The 21,006-nt window shown below is 67.8% G+C and carries 17 protein-coding genes; 12 read left to right on the top strand and 5 right to left on the bottom strand.

Going from position 1 to position 21,006, the window contains the following annotated elements; all coding sequences use genetic code 11:
* Window positions 1-65: 65 nt before the first annotated feature.
* Complete coding sequence (gene puuE / locus QPR87_RS08830; protein WP_104490893.1) at window positions 66-1,478, bottom strand: allantoinase PuuE; 1,413 nt, start codon at window positions 1,476-1,478, stop codon at window positions 66-68.
* 219 nt (window positions 1,479-1,697) lie between these two features.
* On the opposite strand from puuE, the gene QPR87_RS08825 reads away from it, so the two are divergent.
* Window positions 1,698-3,062: an NCS2 family permease gene (locus tag QPR87_RS08825; RefSeq protein ID WP_285049196.1), complete on the top strand. Its 1,365-nt coding sequence runs from the start codon at window positions 1,698-1,700 to the stop codon at window positions 3,060-3,062.
* 130 nt (window positions 3,063-3,192) lie between these two features.
* Here the strand turns inward: QPR87_RS08825 and QPR87_RS08820 are convergent, their stop codons facing one another.
* Complete coding sequence (locus QPR87_RS08820) at window positions 3,193-4,065, bottom strand: MurR/RpiR family transcriptional regulator (protein WP_104490894.1); 873 nt, start codon at window positions 4,063-4,065, stop codon at window positions 3,193-3,195.
* 196 nt (window positions 4,066-4,261) lie between these two features.
* Here QPR87_RS08820 and QPR87_RS08815 point away from each other — a divergent pair, with 196 nt between their 5' ends.
* Genes QPR87_RS08815 through QPR87_RS08780 form a run of 8 tightly spaced genes read left to right on the top strand, consistent with a single transcriptional unit; the run spans window position 4,262 to window position 13,628 of the window.
* Complete coding sequence (locus tag QPR87_RS08815) at window positions 4,262-5,587, top strand: aspartate aminotransferase family protein (RefSeq protein ID WP_285049194.1); 1,326 nt, start codon at window positions 4,262-4,264, stop codon at window positions 5,585-5,587.
* 7 nt (window positions 5,588-5,594) lie between these two features.
* On the top strand, window positions 5,595-7,094 hold the full coding sequence (locus tag QPR87_RS08810) for a M81 family metallopeptidase (RefSeq protein ID WP_285049192.1): 1,500 nt from the start codon (window positions 5,595-5,597) through the stop codon (window positions 7,092-7,094).
* Entirely contained in the window at window positions 7,094-8,683 is a 1,590-nt protein-coding gene (locus tag QPR87_RS08805; protein WP_285049190.1) for an ABC transporter substrate-binding protein, read from the top strand. Before QPR87_RS08810 ends, QPR87_RS08805 begins: the two co-directional genes overlap by 1 nt.
* 55 nt (window positions 8,684-8,738) lie before the next feature.
* A complete protein-coding gene (locus QPR87_RS08800) occupies window positions 8,739-9,683 on the top strand; it encodes an ABC transporter permease (RefSeq protein ID WP_104490897.1) in 945 nt (314 codons plus the stop codon).
* Window positions 9,680-10,543: an ABC transporter permease gene (locus QPR87_RS08795; RefSeq protein ID WP_285049187.1), complete on the top strand. Its 864-nt coding sequence runs from the start codon at window positions 9,680-9,682 to the stop codon at window positions 10,541-10,543. The genes QPR87_RS08800 and QPR87_RS08795 overlap by 4 nt, the downstream gene beginning before the upstream one ends.
* Window positions 10,543-12,213, top strand: coding sequence for an ABC transporter ATP-binding protein (locus QPR87_RS08790; protein ID WP_285049293.1), 1,671 nt, complete (start codon window positions 10,543-10,545; stop codon window positions 12,211-12,213). The genes QPR87_RS08795 and QPR87_RS08790 overlap by 1 nt, the downstream gene beginning before the upstream one ends.
* Window positions 12,210-13,070: a carbon-nitrogen hydrolase family protein gene (locus QPR87_RS08785; RefSeq protein ID WP_104490899.1), complete on the top strand. Its 861-nt coding sequence runs from the start codon at window positions 12,210-12,212 to the stop codon at window positions 13,068-13,070. The genes QPR87_RS08790 and QPR87_RS08785 overlap by 4 nt, the downstream gene beginning before the upstream one ends.
* Window positions 13,071-13,082: 12 nt before the next feature.
* Window positions 13,083-13,628, top strand: coding sequence for a carboxymuconolactone decarboxylase family protein (locus QPR87_RS08780; protein ID WP_104490900.1), 546 nt, complete (start codon window positions 13,083-13,085; stop codon window positions 13,626-13,628).
* On the opposite strand, the gene ssb is transcribed toward QPR87_RS08780, so the two are convergent.
* Complete coding sequence (ssb, locus tag QPR87_RS08775) at window positions 13,625-14,137, bottom strand: single-stranded DNA-binding protein (protein ID WP_011750041.1); 513 nt, start codon at window positions 14,135-14,137, stop codon at window positions 13,625-13,627. The two genes, QPR87_RS08780 and ssb, sit on opposite strands and share 4 nt — an antisense overlap.
* 231 nt (window positions 14,138-14,368) lie before the next feature.
* Between ssb and QPR87_RS08770 the strand changes: the two genes are divergently transcribed.
* Window positions 14,369-15,016, top strand: coding sequence for a lytic transglycosylase domain-containing protein (locus QPR87_RS08770; RefSeq protein ID WP_011750042.1), 648 nt, complete (start codon window positions 14,369-14,371; stop codon window positions 15,014-15,016).
* Window positions 15,017-15,078: 62 nt separating this feature from the next.
* Here the strand turns inward: QPR87_RS08770 and QPR87_RS08765 are convergent, their stop codons facing one another.
* Together QPR87_RS08765 and hemB are read right to left on the bottom strand one after the other, a co-directional pair.
* Window positions 15,079-15,651, bottom strand: a complete 573-nt coding sequence (locus QPR87_RS08765; RefSeq protein WP_011750043.1) for a lipid-binding SYLF domain-containing protein — start codon at window positions 15,649-15,651, stop codon at window positions 15,079-15,081.
* Between the two features lie 70 nt (window positions 15,652-15,721).
* Window positions 15,722-16,720 carry a porphobilinogen synthase gene (hemB, locus tag QPR87_RS08760; protein WP_041530413.1) on the bottom strand — a complete coding sequence of 333 codons (999 nt, stop codon included), beginning with the start codon at window positions 16,718-16,720 and terminating at the stop codon, window positions 15,722-15,724.
* 151 nt (window positions 16,721-16,871) lie between these two features.
* Between hemB and QPR87_RS08755 the strand changes: the two genes are divergently transcribed.
* Window positions 16,872-17,438 (top strand): hypothetical protein, encoded by a 567-nt coding sequence (locus tag QPR87_RS08755; RefSeq protein WP_285049181.1) that lies wholly within the window; start codon window positions 16,872-16,874, stop codon window positions 17,436-17,438.
* A gap of 42 nt (window positions 17,439-17,480) precedes the next feature.
* Window positions 17,481-20,945: a transcription-repair coupling factor gene (mfd, locus tag QPR87_RS08750; RefSeq protein WP_285049180.1), complete on the top strand. Its 3,465-nt coding sequence runs from the start codon at window positions 17,481-17,483 to the stop codon at window positions 20,943-20,945.
* The last annotated feature ends 61 nt before the right edge of the window (window positions 20,946-21,006 follow it).

The following is a 21,006-nucleotide window of genomic DNA, read 5'->3' as shown; positions in this document are numbered from 1 at the left end:
GATCTCTGTTGGCCCGGATCATGTCTTGCGCCCCGCCCGCGGGTCGGCGCGGGCGGGGAAGGGGCTCAGTTATCGCCCAGGATCTGTTGCAGGCGCAGCGCGCCGATGCGGCTGACCTGGCGCTCGGCCTCGGCGCGCTCGGTCGCGGTGTCGTTGTCGATGCGCCGGCGCATGGCGGCCATGATCCCCGGCTTGTCGTGGTCGCGCACGGCGATGATGAAGGGGAAGCCGTGCTTTTCCACATAAGCCGTGTTCAGCCGGTCGAATTCGGCGCGCTCGTCGTCGGTCAGGCTGTCGAGGCCCGCGCTTGCCTGTTCGGCGGTGCTGTCGGCGGTCAGGCGCTTGGCAGCGGCCAGCTTGCCCGCCAGGTCCGGGTGCGCCAGCAGCACGCCCAGCCGTTCCTCGTCGCTGGCGGCGCGGAAGACCTGCGCCATGCGTGCGGCAAGCCCGCCGGGGGTGTCGTGGATCGCGCCCATTTCGCCTTCCCAGACCCGCTCCGCGATCCAGGGCGAATGCTCGTAGATGCCGCCGAAGGCCGCGACGAACTCCTCGCGTTCCATCTGCGAGGGGCGCTGCTTCGGCTGGTAGGGATGGGTCCTGGCCCAGTGCCGCGCGATGTCGAGCCGGGTGGCGAACCAGACACCCTCGTGCTTGCGGGCGTGTTCGATGAATTTCTGCACCGCAATGGCGCGGCCCGGACGGCCGGCAAGGCGGCAATGCAGCCCGATGGACATCATCTTGGGCGCGCCGGCCTCGCCCTCGGCATAGAGCACGTCGAAGCTGTCGCGCAGGTAGTCGAAGAACTCGACCCCGGTGCCGAAACCCTGGCCGGACGAAAAGCGCATGTCGTTGGCGTCCATCGTATAGGGCACCATCAGCTGCGGCTTGCCGTCGTGGACGTGCCAATAGGGCAGGTCGTCGGCGATGGTGTCGGCCAGGTATTCGAATCCGCCTTCCTCGCAGCCCAGCTCGACCGTGTTCATCGAGGTGCGGCCCTGGTAGAAGCCGCGCGGCCGTTCGCCGGTGACGCGGGTGTGCAGCTCGATGGCCTTGGCTATATGCTCGGCCTCGACCTCGCGCGGGATGTCCCGGTAGTCGATCCATTTATAGCCGTGGGTGGCAATCTCCCACCCTGCGGCCTGCATGGCGGCGACCTGCTCGGGCGCACGCTCGAGCGCGGTGGCGACGCCGTAGATGGTCAGCGGCACATCCTTGAGCAGGCGATGGAGGCGCCAGAAACCCGCCCGCGCGCCATAGTCATAGATCGATTCCATGTTCCAGTGGCGCTTGCCGGGCCAGGGCTGGCAGCCGATGATCTCGGACAGGAAGGCTTCCGAGGCAGCGTCGCCGTGCTCGATGCTGTTTTCGCCGCCTTCTTCGTAGTTGATGACGATCTGCACCGCGATCCGGGCGTTGCCGGGCCATTTGGGGTCGGGCGTGTGCTCGCCATAACCGATCATGTCGCGGCTGTATCGCATCACTTGCTTCCTTTCCTGATTTCTGGCTGTCTAGCACTCATCACCCTGCCGGCCTTTCAGGCAACCCGAGAATTTGTATAAACAGAACCAAGTTTTTCTTGAAAATCACTGTTTATAAACATCTCATTGAAACTCTGTCGCTATACCTTGCATTCTCGTTGAAGATCACCGGGCATATTCTGGCCAGCACGGCGGGCAAGCCGCCAATTGGGAGGAAACATGCCAGAGAAGCAATCCGGCCTGACGGCCAGCGGCGCCAGCATCAGTCCAGGGGAAGGAACCGTGCTAGACAAGCAGTTCGGCCTGACGGCCCATGGCACAACCGTAAGGACGGAAGTGATCGCAGGGATCACCACCTTCCTGACGATGGCCTATATCATCTTCGTGAACCCCGAGATCCTGTCCTCGACCGGCATGGACCGCAACGCGGTCTTCGTCGCGACCTGCCTTGCCGCGGCGCTGGGATCGGCGATCATGGCGCTGTGGGCCAACTGGCCCATCGGCATGGCGCCGGGCATGGGGCTGAACGCCTTTTTCGCCTTTACCGTGGTCGGCGCGCTGGGGTTCACCTGGCAGCAGGCGCTGGGGGCGGTGTTCATCTCGGGCCTGATATTCCTGTTCCTGTCGGTGACAGGCATCCGGCGCTGGCTGATCGCGGGCATTCCGACATCCATGCGCAGCGCCATCGCCGCCGGCATCGGCATGTTCCTGGGGCTGATCGCGCTGAAGAACTCGGGCATCGTGGTGGACAATCCGGCGACGCTGGTGGGTCTGGGCGACCTGACCCAGACCGGCACGCTGCTGGCCATCGTCGGCTTCTTCATCATCGCGGCGCTGGACGCGCTGAAGGTGCGCGGCTCGATCCTGATCGGCATCATGGTCATCACGGTCGTGTCCATCGCCATCGGCGCCAGCCCCTTCGGCGGGGTGATCTCGATGCCGCCCTCGATCATGCCGACCTTCCTGCAACTCGACGTCGCAGGCGCGCTGACCGTGGGCATCTTCCACGTCATCCTGGTCATGGTGCTGGTCGAGGTCTTCGACGCCACCGGCACGCTGATCGGCGTGGCCAAGCGCGCCGGATTGCTGACCGAGGGGCCGACCCATACCAACAAGAACCTCGGCCGGGCGCTGATGGCGGATTCGACGGCGATCCTGGCAGGCTCGATGCTGGGCACCAGCTCGACCACCGCCTATGTCGAAAGCGCCTCGGGCGTGCAGGCGGGCGGGCGCACCGGGCTGACCGCGCTGGTCGTCGCGGGGCTGTTCCTGCTGGCGGTGTTCTTCGCGCCGCTGGCGGGCTCGGTTCCGGCCTATGCCACCGCGCCGGCGCTGCTTTACGTCGCCTGCCTGATGGTGCGCGAATTCGAGGAAATCCAGTGGAGCGACGTCACCGAAAGCGCGCCGGCGGTCCTGACCGCGCTGATGATGCCCTTTACCTATTCCATCGCCAACGGCCTGGCCTTCGGCTTTGTCAGCTATGCCGCGATCAAGCTGGCGACCGGCCGCGCGCGCGAGGTGCATGCCGCGACCTGGATCGTCGCCGCGCTGTTCGTCATCCGCTTCGCCTTCTTCATGGAGTGACCTTCGCTCTTGGTGGGGCGGATCGTCCGCCAGCCGGAGCGTAAAAGAACAAGGCCCGCCGCTTTGGCGGGCCTTTCCAGTTCCGGGTCCAGGCAGCGCCGACCGGGCGGTGCGACCCGCCCCGGCACGATCATTGTCGCCTGGGAATCGCGCTGGAATAGGTATTCAGGGCCAGCAGGTGGCGGTCGGCCTTTTGCAGGGCTTCGAGCGCGGCGGCACGGTCGCGGTTCGCCAGCAATCCGCACAGCACCTCGGACACCGCCAGCGCCGGCGCGAGGGTGTGAAAGAAGGTCGGGCTTTCCGTCGCGCAAAGAATCACCTCGTCGGCGACGCCGTTCAGCGGCGAGACCTCGCTGTCGGTGATGGCGACGACGCCCATGCCCTTTTCCCGCGCGAGCTGGGCCAGTTCCAGGCTGTGCCGCGCATAGGGGTTGATCGAGATCGCCAGCAGCACATCCTCGGCCCCCGCGCGCATCAGCCCGTCGCCCACCGTGCCGGCCGGCCCGTCCAGATGCTCGGTCCGCTCGCCCAGCAGCGTCATGACATAGTGGAAATGCCAGGCCACCAGATGGCATGACCGCAGGCCCAGCACATAGATCCGCCGCGCCCGCGCCAGCCGTTCGGCCGCAGCCTCCAGCCGGGCGATCGAGGCGGGCTCGCCAAGCCGTGCGATCTGCAGGGACAGGCTGTGCAGCATCTGCTGGGCCAGCCCCTCGTCGCTGGTGCTGGCCCGTTCCTGCTGGGCGGCGAAGCCGTCGACCCGCAACCGGATCGCCTGGGCGTGATGGGCGCGGATATCCTCGTAGCCGGCGAAGCCGAGGAACTTGGCCAGCCGCGTCATGGTCGAGGGCTGCACGCCCGCATTGCGCGCCAGTTCCCGCATCGAGACCAGAGCCACCTCGTCGGGATGTTCCAGTATGTGGCGCGCGGCCTGCTGCAACTGCGGCGGCATGGACTCGAAGGTGCCGATGATCCGGTCACGCAATGCGTCGCCCTGAGACATATGTTTCAAACCTTTGCTTCCTGGGCCACCAAATTGCCTGAACATCGCGGGAAAGCAACGGGTTTCCGGCAAAATGACAATCCGAATGTATCGAATACTGAATTCGTAAAACAATCGTTGCAATGTGGAATCGATTCTGGCACGAATCGTCCAGGGCGGCATTGCCGCGATTCCCTTGCAGATACGGGACAGACGAATGACCAGGATTCTTCACCGCTCGATTGCAGCGGCATTGCCGCGCGCGGTCTCGGGGCAGGGCGTCCATATCGGCGATGCCGAGGGGCGCAGCTATATCGACGGCTCGGGGGGTGCGGCGGTCAGTTGCCTGGGCCACGGCAATGCCGAGGTGCTGGAGGCGATGCGCGCCCAGATGGATCGCATCGCCTATGCCCATACCTCGTTCTTCACCACCGATGCCGCGGAATCGCTGGCCGAGCGGCTGGTGCGGCTGGCCCCCGAGGGGCTGGACTATGTCTATCCGGTCTCGGGCGGTTCCGAGGCGGTCGAGGCGGCGCTGAAGATGGCGCGGCAGTATTTCGTCGAGATCGGCCAGCCGCAGCGGCGCCATATCATCGCCCGGCGGCAGAGCTATCACGGCAATACCATCGGCGCGCTGGCCGCGGGCGGCAATGCCTGGCGCCGCGCGCAGTTCCAGCCGATCCTGCCCAAGACGCATCACGTCTCGCCCTGCTATGCCTATCGCGACCAGCGCCCGGACGAGACGGCCGAGGATTACGCCGCGCGGCTGGCCGCGGAGCTGGAGGCCAGGATCATCGAGCTCGGCCCGGATCAGGTGATCGCTTTCGTGGCCGAGCCGGTGGTCGGCGCCACGATGGGCGCGGTGCCGGCGGTGTCGGGCTATTTCCGCCGCATCCGCGAGGTTTGCGACCGCCATGGCGTGCTGCTGATCCTGGACGAGGTGATGTGCGGCATGGGGCGCACCGGCTCGATCTTCGCCTGCGCGGCCGAGGGCGTGCGTCCCGACCTGGTCACCATCGCCAAGGGCCTGGGGGGCGGATACCAGCCCATCGGCGCGGTGATGCTGTCCGAGCGCATCTATCGCGCCTTTGCCGACGGGTCCGGCCTGTTCCAGCACGGCCATACCTATATCGGCCATCCGGTCGCTGCCGCTGCCGCCGACAAGGTGGTCGAGATCCTGTCGCGCCCCGGGATGATGGAGCATGTGCAGGCCATGGGAGAGCGCCTGCAATCCGACCTCGACGCTGCGCTGGGGCAATCGCCCCATGTCGGCGACATTCGGGGCAGGGGGTTGTTCCGGGGCATCGAGCTTGTCGCCGACAAGGACGACAAGGCGCCCTTCGATCCCGCCCGCCGCATCCATGCGCGCGTCAAGAAAGAGGCGATGGCGCGCGGCCTGCTGTGCTATCCGATGGGCGGGACCATCGACGGGGTGCGCGGCGACCATGTCCTGCTGGCGCCGCCCTATATCATCCAGCCCGAGGAAATCGACCAGATCGTCGACCGTCTTGCCGGCGCCATCGCCGCCGCGACGGCGGGGTAGGGCCGCCATGGCGCCGCGCATCGCCTTTGCCGGATTCAACCTGGAATCGGTCAGCGCCGTCCCGCAACGGGTCGAGCTGGCCGAGTTCCAGCGCGTCTGCACCCGCGGCGCCCAGATCCCGGCGCGGTTTCGCGGCACCAATACCGTGCCCGGCGGCAGCATCGCGATCTGCGAGGCCGAGGGCGCGGAATTCGTGCCGCTGTTCCATACGCTGCTGGGCGCGCTCGGCCCCGCCAGCGACGAGGCGGTGGCGCATTACACGCGCGAGTTGCTGGAGGGCGTGGCGGATGCCGGGCGGCTGGACGGGATCGTCCTGTTCCTGCACGGCGCCTGCTGGGCCGAGGGCCATGCGGATGTCGAGCGCCATGTCATCGACAGCCTGCGCGCTGCCCAACCCCATCTGCCCATCGCGGTGGCGCTGGATTATCACGGCAATGTCGATGCGCGGATGCTGCGCGGTGCCGATATCGCCGTCGCCTATCGCCATTCGCCGCATATCGACATGGGCGAGACCGGCCAGCGCGCCACCCGCGCCCTGTTGCGCATGATCCGCGAAGGGCGACGGCCCGGCCTTGCGGTGGCGCGGCCGGGGATCGTGATCCCCTCGATCATGTCGGCCACCTCGTTGCAGCCGCTGGCGACGGTCATGGCCGAAGCGCGGGCCGCCGAGGCGCAGGGCGATTGCGACATCTCGGTCATGGCCGGGTTTTCCTATGCCGATGCCGCCAATACCGGCATGTCGGTGATCTGCCTCGACTGGCAGGGACAGGCGGCGGCCGAGGCGCGGGCGCAGCATTTCGCCCGCCGCCTGCACGGGCTGCGGCGCGACCTGTCCGGGGCGGTGCCGGTCATGCCGGTCGATCAGGCGATGGCCGACCTGGCCGCGCATCCCGCGACGGGCAGGCCGGTGGTGCTGCTGGAACATGCCGACCGGATGAACGATTCCACGCATCTGCTGCGCGCATTGCTGGGCCGGGATGTGGGCAGGGTCATGGTGCCCTTTCTGCTGGACCCGCAGACGGCGGCGCAGGCCCATGCGGCGGGCGCGGGCGCGCGCATCGCCGTCAGGCTGGGCGGCAAGAGCGCGCCCGAAACCGGCGGTCCGGTCGAGGCCGCGGCCGAAGTGCTCTGGACCGGAGCGAAATCCTTTACCGTCTCGGGCCGCTACCAGCAGGGCAGCTTTGTCGACCTGGGGCTGACGGCGCTGTTGCGGATCGGGCGGGTCCGGGTCTCGGTGGTGTCGCATTTCGCCTTTGCCGTGGATGGCGATCCCTTCACCATCTTCGGCGAGCGGGCGCAGGATTACGACGTGATCCTGCTGCGCTCCAAGACGCATTTCCGCGACTTCTACGAACCATTGGCCGAACGCATCCTCGTGGTCGACACCCCCGACCTCGGCCCTGCGGATGTGCGGCTGATCCCCTATCGCCGGCTGGACGTCACCCGGGCATGGCCGTGGTGCGAACTGCCGGAAATCACAAAAGAACCAGAAACAGGAGAGGTATGATGACGATTTCGGGACTTCGCGCCCTTGGATGGGCCGCCATGGCGGCGGGTTTGCTGCAGGCCGGGCCGGCTTCGGCCGAGACGGTGCTGAACGTGGTGATGCAGGCGCCGCTGCGCACGCTGGACCCGCATCTGAGCACGGCGCAGATCGTGCGGACGCATGGTTTCATGGTCTTCGACACGCTTCTGGGCATGGATGCGGATTACAAGCCGCAGCCGCAGATGGCGGATTACCAGGTTTCGGACGACGGGCTGACCTATACTTTCACGCTGCGCGACGGGCTGACATGGCATGACGGCAGCTCGGTCACGGCCGAGGATTGCGTCGCCTCGCTGAAACGCTGGGCCGAGAACGATCCGGCCGGGCGCAAGATGATGGAATATGTCGCCTCGATCGAGACGACCTCGGACAAGGTGCTGGTGCTGACGCTGGCCCGTCCCTTCGGCCATGTGCTGGACCTGCTGGCCAAGCCCTCGCCGGTGCCGCCCTTCATGATGCCCAAGCGCCTGGCCGAGACGCCCTCGGGCGAGCAGGTGGCCGAGATGGTCGGCTCGGGCCCGTTCAAGTTCGTCGCCGAGGAATACCGGCCCGGCGATCAGGCGGTCTATGTCAGGAACGAGGATTACCAGCCGCGCCCCGAGCCGGCCAGCTGGACCGCCGGCGGCAAGGTGGTGAATGTCGACAAGGTTGTGTGGAAGGCGATGCCGGACATGCAGACCTCGATCAACGCGCTGCAATCGGGCGATGTGGATCTGATCGAGCAGGTGACCATCGACCTACTGCCCCTGCTGCAAATGAACGACGAGGTGGAATACGGCGTCATCAACCCGCTGGGCAGCCAGGTCACGGGGCGCTTCAACCACCGACTGCCGCCCTTTGACGATGCCGAGATCCGCCGCGCCGCCATGTATGCGCTGGATCAGGAGCAGTTGATGCAGACCGCCATCGGCGACCCGGAATACTACACGCTCTGCGCCTCGGATTACGGCTGCGAGGTGCCGCTGGCATCGGATGCCGGCTCGGAATACCTGGCCGGCAGCGCCGAGGAGCGCATGGCCAAGGCGCAGGAGATCCTGAAGGCCGCAGGCTATGACGGAACCCCGGTGCTGATGATGCAGCCGACCGACCTGACCATCCTGTCCACCCAGCCCATCGTCGCCGCCGAGCGGCTGCGCGAGGCCGGCTTTGCGGTCGAGGTCGCCTCGATGGACTGGGCCACGCTGCAATCGCGCAAGAACGGCTGGCAGCCGGTGGCCGAGGGCGGCTGGAACATGCTCTTTACCTATTGGGGCGTGACCGGGATCTGGAACCCGCTGGTCCATGCGCTGCTGGATGGCTCGGGCAGCGACAACGCCTGGTCCGGCTGGCCGGCCAGCCCCGAGATCGAGGCGCTGCGCGAGCAGTATCTGGTCGCCACCGACCTGGACGAGCAAAAGCGCATCGCCGCCGAGATCCAGCAGATCGCCTATGACCAGGGCTTCTACTACAATGCCGGCGAGTTCCAGTCGGTCGCCGCCTGGCGGGACGGGATCACCGAGCTGCAACCCGGTCCGATCACCCTGTTCTGGGGCGTGAAGAAGCCCGATTAAGCAGGTCCGGGCGCGCGGGCCTTGCCCGCGCCCCGACGCTTCACGAGAGGTCGCCATGCTCTATTACCTGCTGCGCCGCCTGCTGATGGCGGTGCCCGTCATGTTCCTGATCGCGCTGATCGTGTTCATGCTGTTGCGGCTGACGCCGGGCGATCCGGCGCAGGCCATCGCCGGCGATCAGGCCAGCCCCGAGCAGATCGCCGCGATCCGCGACAGCCTTGGCCTCGATGCGCCGCTGGCCACGCAGTTCACAACCTGGATCGGCAACATGCTGCGCGGCGATTTCGGCCATTCGCTGATCTCGCAGCGCCCGGTGCTGGAGATGATCGGCCAGCGCATCGGCCCGACGCTGGCGCTGGCGACGGTCGCCATGGTGCTGACCGTGGTGATCTCGCTGCCGCTGGGCGTCGTCGCCGCGCGCCGCCATGGCGGGCTGGTGGACCGGCTGGTCATGTCGCTGTCGGTGCTGGGCTTTTCGGTGCCGATCTTCGTCATCGGCTATGTGCTGATCGGCATCTTCGCCGTGCATCTGAAATGGTTCCCCGTGCAGGGCTACAGGCCGCTGGCCGAGGGGTTCTGGCCCTTCCTGCACCGCATCTTCCTGCCCGGGCTTGCGCTTTCCTCGATCTATATCGCACTGGTCTCGCGCATGACGCGGGCCGCCATGCTCGAGGTGCTGCGCGAGGATTACATCCGCACCGCCCGCGCCAAGGGCCTGTCCGAGCGGGTGATCCTGTTCCGCCACGCGCTGCGCAATGCCGCCATCCCGATCCTGACCGTGGTCGGCACCGGCTTTGCCATGATGATCTCGGGCGTGGTGGTGACAGAGACGGTGTTCAACGTCCCCGGCCTTGGCCGGCTGGTGGTCGATGCGGTTCTGGCGCGGGATTATCCGCTGATCCAGGCGATCATCCTGCTGACCGCCGGCACCTATGTCGTGATCAACCTGCTGATCGACATCTCCTATGCGCTGACCGATCCGAGGATACGCTACCAATGACGACGCCCCTGAATCCCGCGCTGCCGCGCCGCCGGCTGGCAGGCAACCTGCCGCATTGGACCGTCATCCTGTCGCTGGCGATCCTTGCCGCCGCCCTTGTCATGGCGATCCTTGCCCCGCAGCTGGCGAATTTCGAGCCGACGCGGATCAATGCCGCCATGCGGCTGCAACCCGCATCCGAGACCTATTGGCTGGGCACCGACAGCTTCGGCCGCGACCTTTATTCCCGCATCATCCATGGCGCCCGCGTCTCGCTGGTGGTGGGGGCTGGCGTGGCGGCGGGCGCGATCCTGATCGGCCTGCCGCTGGGCCTGCTGGCCGGCTGGTTCCGCGGCCTCGACGCGGTGCTGATGCGGCTGATGGACGGGATGATGGCCATTCCCGGCATCCTGCTGGCCATCGCCATCGTCGCACTGAACAAGGCGGGGCTGGTCACGGTCATCATCGCCATCATGATCCCCGAGATCCCGCAGGTGGTGCGGCTGGTGCGCTCGCGCGTGCTGGCGGCGCGGGCCGAACCCTATGTCGAGGCAGCCCAGCTGCTGGGCACGCCCGCGCCCCGGCTGATCCTGCGCCACCTGCTGCCGGCGACCATCGCGCCGCTGATCGTGCAGGCGACCTATATCTACGCCTCCGCCATCCTGACCGAGGCGGCGCTGTCCTTCCTGGGGGTCGGCATCGGCACCGAGATCCCGACCTGGGGCAACATCATGGCCGAGGGGCGGCTTTACTTCGCCATGCGGCCCTGGCTGGTGTTCTGGCCGGCCATCGTGCTGTCGCTGTGCATCCTGTCGATCAACCTTCTGGGCGACGCGCTGCGCGACCGCCTGGACCCGAAGATGAAGGGGAGGGCCGATTGATGGCCGATCACGCCAATGCCGCCCAGCCGGTGCTGTCGATCCGCGACCTGCGCGTCTCGACCTGCGGCCGCGAGCCGGTCGAGATCCTCAAGGGCATCGGCTTCGACATCGCGCCGGGCGAGACGGTCTGCCTGGTCGGCGAATCCGGCTCGGGCAAGTCCGTGACCTCGCTGGTGACGATGGACCTGCTGCCTCAGGGCGAGCTGCGCGCGACCGCCGGCTCGGTCAGGCTGAACGGAGAAGAGATCCTGACCGCGACGCTGGCGCGGACCAAGACGCTGCGCGGCTCGGACATGGCGATGATCTTTCAGGAGCCGATGACCGCGCTGAACCCGGTGCTGAAGATCGGCCTGCAGATGGACGAGGTCTATCGCGCTCACCGCCGGATGAGCCCGGCCGAGCGGCGGCAGGCGGCGCTGGAGGTCTTTGCCTCGGTGCACCTGCCCGATCCGCCGCGCATCTATGACAGCTATCCGCACCAGCTGTCCGGCGGCCAGCGCCAGCGGGTGATGATCGCCATGGCGCTGGCGCTGAAGCCCCGGCTGCTGATCGCCGACGAGCCGACGACCGCGCTGGACGTGACCACCCAGAAGCAGATCCTGAGCCTGATCCGCGAATTGCAGGAGCAGCAGAATACCGCCGTGCTGTTCATCACCCACGACATGGGGGTGGTGGCCGATATCGCAGACCGCGTCTGCGTCATGCGCCATGGCGAGATGGTCGAGGCCGGCCCGGTCGGGCAGGTGCTGAGCCGCCCCACCCAGCCCTATACCCAGGCGCTGCTGCGCGCCGTGCCCTCGCTGGTCCCGCGCGCGCCGCGTCCCGAGGCGGCCGGGCCGCCCGCCATCGAGGTCAGCGCGCTTGAGAAGGTCTTCCAGATCGGCTCGCTGCCGGCGCAATTGCTGGGCCGAGCGCCGCATCGCGTCCATGCGGTGGACCGGGTCAGCTTTCGGCTGGCGCAGGGCCGCACGCTGGGCATCGTCGGCGAAAGCGGCTCGGGCAAGTCCACGGTGGCGCGTTGCGTGCTGCGGCTGGAGGATCCCAGCGGCGGCGAGATCCGCGTCGGCGGCCAGGACATCGCCCGCTTGCGAGGCGCCAGGGCGCTGGCCCCGGCGCGGCGTCGGGTGCAGATGGTGTTCCAGGACCCCAACCGCTCGCTGAACCCGCGGCTGCGCATTGCCGAAAGCATGATCGAGGGGCCGCTGAACATGGGCGAAAGCCGAGCCTCGGCGCTGGAACGCGCGGGCGAGCTGATCGAGGTCGTCGGCTTGCCGCGCGCCAGCCTGCGGCGCTTTCCGCACCAGTTCTCGGGCGGGCAGCGCCAGCGCATCGCCATCGCCCGCGCGCTGATGATGGACCCCGAGGTGATCGTGGCGGACGAGGCGGTCTCGGCTCTGGACGTCTCGGTTCAGGCGCAGGTGCTGGACCTGCTGGCCGAATTGCAGGCCAAGCGCGATCTGGCCATCCTGTTCATCACCCACGACCTGCGCGTCGCCGCCCAGATCTGCGACGAGGTGATGGTGATGCGGCGCGGTTCGGTGGTCGAGCATGGCCCGGCGGCCGAGGTGCTGGCCCATCCGCGCCACGACTATACCCGCGCGCTGATCGCCGCCGCACCCGGCCGCGACTGGGACTTCGCCTCCGGCCGGCGGCTGGAGGTGCCGGCATGATCGCCGCGAGCCTGGTCCAGATGGACGTGGCGGCGCTGGACCCCGCCCGGAACCTGCGCCGCATCCACGACCATATCGCCGCCGAGGCGGGACGCGGCGCGCAGTTGATCCTGTTTCCCGAACTCGCCAATACCGGCTATGTCGAGCCGCTGGTCCCCGGCGGGGCGATGACCCTGCCGCCGGCGGATTATGCCGGCGCGCTGCATCGCGCCTGCGCCGCGCCGGACGGGCCTGAGATCGCCGCGCTGGCCGAGGCGGCGCAGCGGCACGGCACCCATGTCGTCATCGGCATGGGCCTGCGCGATCCGCTGCGCGAGGGCGTGATGCGCAACTGCTCGCTGCTGATCGGTCCGCAGGGGGTTCTGGGCTGCTATGCCAAGATCCACCAATGGCAGAACGAAAAGCTGTATTTCACCCGCGGCGACCGGATCGAGAGCTTTGCCTTCGGCGAGACGCGGCTGGGGATGCAGATCTGCTACGACATCCGCTTTCCCGAGATCACCCGCATCATGGCCATGCAGGGCGCGGGGATCGTGACCTCGGTCTGGGCCTCGTTCGGCGCCGAGGATGTGCCGGTCCCCGACGAGGCGCTGTTCCTGCACCGCGCCTATACGCGCGCGACCGAGAACGGCGTATTCTTCCTCAGCTGCAACCGCAGCGGCAGCCATGGCGGGCAGCGCTTTTTCGGGCGCTCCTGCGCGCTGGCGCCCGACGGCGCCGTGCTGGGTGCGCTGGACCATGATGGCGAGGACGTGCTGCGGGTCGAGATCGACCTGGCGCAGATCGCCCGCTATCGCGGCTTCACCGGCATCTGGGCCGATCGTGCGCCCGAGATCTATGCGAAATATTTCCCCTGACCGGAGCTTTTCATGACCTCTTCCTGCCCGCCGCTTGCGGATGCCGACTGGCCCGCAGAGATCCTCGACCTGCGCCAGGGTTTTGCCGGGGCGCTGAACGTCTATCGCACCATGGCCCATCACCCCGCGCTGTTGCGGGCCTGGGCGCCGCTGCGCCAGCATGTCGTCAAGGATACCGCGCTTGGCCCGATCCGCTCGGAACTGGTGATCCTGCGGGCGGCCCATCGCATGGGCTCGGCCTATGAATGGGCACATCACGTCAGCCGTGCGCGGGCGCTTGGCATGGCGGACGAGCGCATCCTTGCCATGCGCGGCGAGGGCGAAGGCATGCCGGGGGGCGAGGACGGGCTGATCGCGGCGGCGGTCGATGCGCTTTTCGACCAGCGCCGCCTGCCCGAGACGCTGGAGGCCGAACTGGCGCAGGCCCTTGGGCGCGAGGCGGTCATGGACCTGATCGCCACCGTCGGCTTCTATTCGGTCCTGGGCTATATCCTGATGACCTACGGCACGCCGATCGACGATGCCGTGGCGGCCGAAATGGCCGCCCGGCCGCTTTAGAACGGGATGTCGTCGTCGAAATCGGGGCGGCTCTGCGACTGGCCGCCACCGCCGCCCGAGGAATATCCGCCCCCGGACGAGCTGCCGCCGGAAGAGCCACCGCCGTAACTGCCGCCGCCATAGCCTTCATCGCGGCCACCGCCGCCGCCCGCGCCGCCGCGGCTGTCGAGCATATGCAACTCGCTGCGGAAGGGGCGCAGCGCGACCTCGGTCGAATAGCGGTCGTTGCCGCTCTGGTCCTGCCATTTGCGGGTTTCCAGCTGGCCTTCGACATAGACCTTGGAGCCCTTTTTCAGGAATTGCTCGGCCACGCGGACCAGCGGTTCGGAATAGATCACCACCGTGTGCCATTCCGTGCGCTCGCGACGCTCGCCGGTGTTGCGGTCCTTCCACTGCTCGCTGGTGGCGATCCGCAGGTTGGCGACCTTGCCGCCGTTCTGGAAGCTGCGGACCTCCGGGTCTTGGCCCAGGTTGCCGACCAGGATCACCTTGTTCACGCTGCCTGCCATGCCGCGGTCCCTTTCGTTGTCTTCGTTCCCGCGCGGGTGTAGCGCGTGATGGGCCGCAGGGGCAAGCGGAATGGCGTCGGGGGCCAATGGAATGACGTCGCGCCGATGATCGGCGGAAATCCGCCGAAGATTCCGTTGCTGCGCGCGCCGTGAAATCCTCTTGCGGCGCCGGCCCGGCTTTGCGCTATAGTGCCGCACAAAAAAGACAACGCCATGCATGAGGGACCAGTAATGCTTTCACGCGATCAGGCGATGCTGCGCCGGTTGGGCCGGGCCGTAATGGCCCTGACGCTTTCGGCTGGGCTGGCTGCGCCCGCTGCGGCCGAAGGGCTGCGGCTGCAGGTGAAAAGCGGCAAGTCGCGACAGGCGCAGTTCGAGCGCCAGACCCGGCTGATGGATTCGCGCCTGGCCGGGCAATACCAGCAATCGGCCCGGCTGCGCCCGGGCGGCACTTCGACCAAGAGCGTGGTCGAGCTCGACCTGCCCACAGCCGTTCCCGCCTATAACGGCAACCGGCGCAGCCAGTATCTGCCCCATGCCCGCGCCATGGCCCGCAAGCATGGCGTCCCCGAGGATCTGTTCCTGCGCCTCGTGCAGCAGGAATCGGGCTGGAACCCGTCGGCACGCTCGCACAAGGGCGCGCGCGGGCTGGCGCAGCTGATGCCTGGCACCGCTGCCAAGCTGGGCGTCGATCCGAACGACCCGATCCAGAACCTGGAAGGCGGCGCGCGCTATCTGCGCATGATGTACAACACCTTCGGCAACTGGCGGCTGGCGCTGGCGGCCTATAATGCCGGGCCGGGGGCGGTGGCGAAATACGGCGGCGTGCCGCCCTATCGCGAGACGCGCAACTACGTCCGCATCATCCACGGCAGCTGAAACGAAAAAGGCCGGGCAGGGCGCCCGGCCTTTTCGATTTTCGTCCCTCGGAAGGTCGAACCTCAGAAGGTCGAGGGGATGATGCGGGTGTATTTCGTCCCCGCGATCGAGGCGCCGGCCATCAGCCCGGACTGGCCGAATACCATCGCCACCACCGGCTGCTGCGAGGTGATGGTGTCGGTGCCCATCGAGACGCCGCCGGCGGGCAGGGCGTAATAGGCCCCGGCCTCGGCCACCCAGCCCGGCGCCCTGCGGAAATCGGCCAGCGCGGCATCGGTCTGGAAGATCAGCACATGCGCATATTGCTGTGCGCCGATCTGGAAGCCGACGCTGGCCTGCGTCGCCGAGTAGTAGTCCACCGTCACGTCGTTGATGCGCAGCGCGCCCTGGCCATAGGCGCCGCCGACGCCGAATCCCGCCTCGGTCATCAGCGGCATGTAGAGCACGCCCTTGGCGTTCTGCACCATGGGCGCCACGTTGGGATAGCTGCGCCGCAGGAAATCCCGCGTCGCATCGACCCGCGCGTCCAGCCGCGAGGGCGCATCCTGCCCGACCGCGTTCGAGCAGCCCGCCAGCCCCAGCGCCGCACCGCCCAGCAGCACCAGGCGCCGGCTCATCCGCTTGGAATACATCATCTTTCGCCCTCGTTCCCTGATCGGCGGCTGGCCCGCCTGTAAGGCGGCGATGATAAAGGACCGGGCGGCCTCATGCCAGCCTTTCGGCCACCTGCGGCGCGTAATAGGTCAGGATGCCGTCGCAGCCGGCGCGGCGGAAGGCCAGCAGGCTTTCGACCACCACCTCGCGCGTCAGCCAGCCGTTGCGGATCGCGCCCTCGATCATCGCGTATTCGCCGCTGACCTGATAGGCGAAGGTCGGTGCCGCGAATTGGTCCCTCACCATGCGGCAGATGTCCAGATAGGGCATTCCCGGCTTGACCATGACCATGTCGGCACCCTCGGCCAGGTCGCGGGCGACGCAGCGCATCGCCTCCTCGCGGTTCGCCGGGTTCACCTGATAGGTCTTCTTGTCGCCGACGAGCCGCCCCGAGGCGCCCACCGCGTCGCGGAACGGGCCATAGAACCCGCTGGCGAATTTCGCCGCATAGGACAGGATCGCCACGTCCTTGTGGCCGTTCGCCTCCAGCAGCCCGCGCAATGCGCCGATGCGCCCGTCCATCATGTCCGAGGGGCCCAGGATATCCGCCCCCGCCTCGGCCTGCACCAGCGCCATGCGGCCAAGCGCCTCGACCGTCTCGTCGTTCAGGATCACGCCGTCGCGCACCAGCCCGTCATGGCCGTTGGCGTTATAGGGGTCCAGCGCGATGTCGGTCATCACCGCCAGTTCGGGCGCCACCTCCTTGATGGCGCGGATGGCGCGGTTGCCGATGTTCTGGGGGTCCCAGGCGCGTTCGCAGCCTTCGGTCTTCAGGTCCGGGTCGGAATGCGGAAAGATGCAGATCGCCGGGATGCCCAGCCGCATCGCGGTTTCCGCCGCGCGTTTCGCGCCCTCCAGCGTCAGCCGCTCGACCCCGGGCATCGAGGGGATCTCGCCCTCGCCGCCGGCGATCTCGGTCACGAAGATCGGCCAGATCAGGTTCGCGGGGGTCAGGTCCACCTCGGTCACCATCGCGCGCAGGGCGGGGGTGCGGCGCAGCCGGCGCAGGCGCGCGGCGGGAAAGGGGGCGACGATCGGGTTCGGGGACATGGGCGGGGCCTGTGACTGGGGTAGACTGGGCCTGAAACTGCACCCTGGGCCGGCAGGGTGCAACCCCTTGGCGGCGGGGGCGGAAAATCACGGTTTTCCTTTGCGCCGGCCAAGGTTAGTTTGCCTGACGCAACCGCTGCAAGGAGAAGACGTGCCCCGACCCGAGGGAATCCTCGCCCTGCTGGACAGCCGGTCCTTCGGCTCGATCTGGTTCTGGGTGATCCTGACCCTGGCCTGGACCCTGGCGGGGCGGCGCATCCTGGGCGTGCCCGCGGACGTGATCGCCGGCGCGATCCGCGCCGAGCCCGGCCCCCGGGACGATCCGGCGGCGCTGACCCTGCTCGACTGGCTGTCGCTGACCCTGCCGCGCTGGCGCGTCGACCGGCGCGAGGGGCCGGTCCTCATGGGACTGGGCGCTTTCCTGCTGACCACGCTGGCCATCCTGGGCTTCGGCTACGGGCTGGAGATGGCGCAGGCGTTGGTGTTGCTGATCCTGCCCTTCGCGCTGCTTTTCGCGCTGGAATTGCGGCTGGCGCGGCGGCTGCGCGCCGTGCTGGCCCAGGCCGAGGTGGGCATGCCGGTGAACGAGGCCGGGCTCCGGGCGGCGCGGCTGATGCGCCGTCACCGGGTGGTGATCGTGGCGATGTCGATCCTGGCGGTGGCGCTGACGGCCTTTTACGGCGCGATCTGGATGATCGTGCATCCCTTCGGCTATTGACTCGGCCTTGACTTCGCCGATGCCGGCTTTACCTCGGGGCGCATGGCACCGCTTCCCGAACACCTGACCCTGTCCGGCGCGCCCGAGGGCATGGACGCCGCGCTGATCGCGCGCGAACTGTCCCGCGGCAATCCCGTCATCCATATCGCCCGCGACGACCGGCGCATGGCCGCGATGCGGGCTGCGTTGGGGTTCTTCGCGCCCTCGGCCGCGGTGCTGGAGTTTCCGGCCTGGGACACGACGCCCTATGACCGCGTCTCGCCCGCCCCCGGCGTGATGGCGGCGCGCATGGCGGTGCTGACGGCGCTGGCGCATGGCGCGCTGAAGGGGCCGTTCGTGCTGCTGACCACGCTGTCGGCCGCCATGCAGCGCGTGCCTGCGCGCGAGGCGCTGCGCGATGCCGGCTTCTCGGCCGCCGTCGGCGACCGCATGGACGAGGGGGCCTTGCGCGCCTTTCTTGCCCGCATGGGCTTCGTGCAGGCGCCGACCGTGACCGAGCCTGGCGATTTCGCCGTCCGGGGCGGCATCATCGACATCTTTCCTCCCGGCGACACCGGCCCGATCCGGCTGGACATGTTCGGCGACGTCTTGGACGGCGCGCGCAGATTCGATGCGGAAACACAGCGTTCCATCGAAAAGCTAGACCGGATCGAGCTTGCGCCCATGTCCGAGGTGATCCTGGACGAAGCCGCCATCACCCGTTTTCGCCAGAACTACCGTGCCGAATACGGCGGCGGCGCCAACGATCCGCTTTACGAAGGCATCAGCGCCGGCCGCAAGATGGCCGGCATGGAACATTGGCTGCCCTGGTTCCACGTGCGGCTGGAAAGCCTGTTCGACTATCTGCCCGGCGCCTCGGTGGTCGCGGACGACCATCTGGACCAGGTCCGCGATGCGCGCTGGCACACCATCACCGAACAGTTCGAGGCCCGGCGCGAGGCGCTGGCCCGCAAGAGCAGCGCCGACGCGGTCTATCGCCCGGTCCCGCCCGGCCAGATGTTCCCCGACGAGGCGGAATGGGCGCGCTGGCTGGCCGCGCATCGCATGCTGCGGCTTTCGGTCCTGCCCCAGCCCCCGGGACCGGGGATTCTGGATGCCGGAGGCCGCGTCGGTCGCAACTTCGCACCCGAACGGCAAGCCGAGAAGGGAAATCTTTTCAAGGCACTTGTCGATCATATTCGAAACATTCAAGCCTCGCGCCGCGTGGTGATCGCCAGCTTCTCGGAAGGCGCGCGCGAGCGGCTTGCCGGGCTGATTGCCGATGAGGGGATCAAGGGCGCCAAGCCCATTGCCGACCTGCGCGACCTGCCGGACCAGCCCGGTGCGTTGGGTCTGGCGGTCTGGCCGCTGGAAGAGGGCTTTACCTCGGACGGCTCGGCCACCGGCGCACTGGCGGTAATCTCGGAACAGGACGTGCTGGGCGACCGGCTGATCCGGGGCGCGAAACGGCGCCGCAAGGCCGAGAATTTCCTGCGCGACACCACCACGCTGACCCCCGGCGACCTGGTCGTGCATGTCGAGCACGGCATCGGCCGCTATACCGGGCTGGAAACCGTCAAGGCGCTCGGCGTGCCGCATGATTGCGTGGCGCTGGAATATGCCGGCGGCGACCGGCTTTACCTGCCGGTCGAGAATATCGAGTTGCTCAGCCGCTATGGGCACGAGGAGGGCTTGCTCGACAAGCTGGGCGGCGGCGCCTGGCAGGCGCGCAAGGCCCGGCTGAAGGAACGCATCAAGCTGATCGCCGACAAGCTGATGCGCGTCGCGGCCGAGCGTATGCTGCGCCCCGCCCCGGTGCTGGAGCCCGAGCATCACGAGATCGAAAGCTTTGCCGCCCGCTTTCCCTATGCCGAGACCGAGGACCAGGCCAGCGCCATCGCCGACGTGGCCGAGGATCTGGCCGCCGGCCGGCCCATGGACCGGCTGGTCGTGGGCGACGTCGGCTTCGGCAAGACCGAGGTCGCCATGCGCGCCGCCTTCATCGCCGCCTCGCAGGGGCGGCAGGTGGCGGTGGTGGCGCCGACGACGCTGCTGGCGCGGCAGCATTTCCGCACCTTCGCCGAACGCTTCCGCGGCACGGCCATCAATGTCCGGCCGTTGTCGCGCTTCGTTTCGGCCAAGGATGCCACCGAGACCCGCAAGGGCCTTGCCGAGGGCACGGTCGATATCGTCGTCGGCACCCATGCCGTGCTGTCGAAGCAGGTGCGCTTCAAGAACCTGGGCCTCTTGATCGTGGACGAGGAACAGCATTTCGGCGTCGCTCACAAGGAGCGGCTGAAGGAGCTGCGCAGCGACATCCATGTCCTGACCCTGACCGCGACGCCGATCCCGCGCACCTTGCAACTGTCGCTGACGGGCGTGCGCGACCTGTCGATCATCGGCACGCCGCCGGTCGACCGGCTGTCGATCCGCACCTATGTCAGCGAATTCGACGGCGTGACCATCCGCGAGGCGCTCTTGCGCGAGAAATATCGCGGCGGGCAGAGCTTTTTCGTCGTCCCGCGCCTGGCCGACCTGCCGGAGGTCGAGGAATGGCTGCGCGAGCATGTGCCTGAGGTCAGCACCATCGTTGCCCATGGCCAGTTGGCGGCGGGCGACCTGGACCGCCGCATGAACGCCTTTTACGACCGCGGGGCGGATGTGCTGCTGGCGACGACCATCGTCGAATCGGGGCTGGACATACCGACCGCGAATACCATGGTGGTCTGGCGCGCCGACATGTTCGGCCTGGCGCAGCTATACCAGATCCGCGGCCGGGTCGGGCGTTCGAAGACCCGAGCCTATTGCTACCTGACCACCAAGCCGCGGGTGCCCTTGACGCCGCAGGCGATGCGGCGGCTGAAGTTCCTGGGCGCCATCGACAGCCTGGGGGCAGGGTTCAACCTGGCCTCGCAGGATCTGGACCTGCGCGGTGCGGGAAACCTTCTGGGCGAAGAGCAGTCGGGCCATATCAAGGAGGTCGGCTTCGAACTTTACCAGCAGATGCTGGAGGAGACCATCGCCAAGCTGAAATCCGGCGAGATCGAGGGCACGCCCGAGGACGAATGGGCGCCGCAGCTGAACCTGGGCGTGCCGGTGACGATTCCGGAAGGCTATGTGCCGGATCTGGACGTGCGGCTGGGCCTTTACCGCCGGTTGGCCGAGTTGACGACCAAGGTCGAGCTGGAGGGTTTTGCCGCCGAGCTGATCGACCGCTTCGGTCCCTTGCCGCGCGAGGTGAACACGCTCTTGCTGGTCATCCGCATCAAGGCCATGGCCAAGCGGGCGAATATCGCCAAGCTGGATGCGGGTCCGAAGGGCGCGACCATCCAGTTCCACGGCGACAAGTTCCCGAACCCGGCAGGGCTGGTTGAGTTCATCCACGAGCAGCGCGGCCAGGCCAAGGTCACCGACAACCGGATCGTCATCCTGCGCGACTGGCCGACCGATGCCGACCGCATCAAGGGCAGCTTCGCCATCGCCAAGGAACTGGCAGCGAAGATCAAGGAAGGCAAGGCCAAGGGTTGAGGCCGGTGATCGCCGCATGGCCGGACCGGGGGCGCTGCCCCCGGACCCCCGGGGTATTTGG

This window comes from Paracoccus sp. SSJ (genome assembly GCF_030234105.1).
Classification (GTDB): Bacteria; Pseudomonadota; Alphaproteobacteria; order Rhodobacterales; family Rhodobacteraceae; genus Paracoccus; species Paracoccus denitrificans.
This window is presented reverse-complemented; position numbering and strand designations above follow the sequence as displayed.

Bases quoted from the DNA above. Each gene is read 5' to 3' on its own strand.
- puuE (WP_104490893.1), bottom strand. From the start codon at position 1,478: ATGCGATACAGCCGCGACATGATCGGTTATGGCGAGCACACGCCCGAC.
- QPR87_RS08825 (WP_285049196.1), top strand. From the start codon at position 1,698: ATGCCAGAGAAGCAATCCGGCCTGACGGCCAGCGGCGCCAGCATCAGT.
- QPR87_RS08820 (WP_104490894.1), bottom strand. From the start codon at position 4,065: ATGTCTCAGGGCGACGCATTGCGTGACCGGATCATCGGCACCTTCGAG.
- QPR87_RS08815 (WP_285049194.1), top strand. From the start codon at position 4,262: ATGACCAGGATTCTTCACCGCTCGATTGCAGCGGCATTGCCGCGCGCG.
- QPR87_RS08810 (WP_285049192.1), top strand. From the start codon at position 5,595: ATGGCGCCGCGCATCGCCTTTGCCGGATTCAACCTGGAATCGGTCAGC.
- QPR87_RS08805 (WP_285049190.1), top strand. From the start codon at position 7,094: ATGACGATTTCGGGACTTCGCGCCCTTGGATGGGCCGCCATGGCGGCG.
- QPR87_RS08800 (WP_104490897.1), top strand. From the start codon at position 8,739: ATGCTCTATTACCTGCTGCGCCGCCTGCTGATGGCGGTGCCCGTCATG.
- QPR87_RS08795 (WP_285049187.1), top strand. From the start codon at position 9,680: ATGACGACGCCCCTGAATCCCGCGCTGCCGCGCCGCCGGCTGGCAGGC.
- QPR87_RS08790 (WP_285049293.1), top strand. From the start codon at position 10,543: ATGGCCGATCACGCCAATGCCGCCCAGCCGGTGCTGTCGATCCGCGAC.
- QPR87_RS08785 (WP_104490899.1), top strand. From the start codon at position 12,210: ATGATCGCCGCGAGCCTGGTCCAGATGGACGTGGCGGCGCTGGACCCC.
- QPR87_RS08780 (WP_104490900.1), top strand. From the start codon at position 13,083: ATGACCTCTTCCTGCCCGCCGCTTGCGGATGCCGACTGGCCCGCAGAG.
- ssb (WP_011750041.1), bottom strand. From the start codon at position 14,137: ATGGCAGGCAGCGTGAACAAGGTGATCCTGGTCGGCAACCTGGGCCAA.
- QPR87_RS08770 (WP_011750042.1), top strand. From the start codon at position 14,369: ATGCTTTCACGCGATCAGGCGATGCTGCGCCGGTTGGGCCGGGCCGTA.
- QPR87_RS08765 (WP_011750043.1), bottom strand. From the start codon at position 15,651: ATGATGTATTCCAAGCGGATGAGCCGGCGCCTGGTGCTGCTGGGCGGT.
- hemB (WP_041530413.1), bottom strand. From the start codon at position 16,720: ATGTCCCCGAACCCGATCGTCGCCCCCTTTCCCGCCGCGCGCCTGCGC.
- mfd (WP_285049180.1), top strand. From the start codon at position 17,481: ATGGCACCGCTTCCCGAACACCTGACCCTGTCCGGCGCGCCCGAGGGC.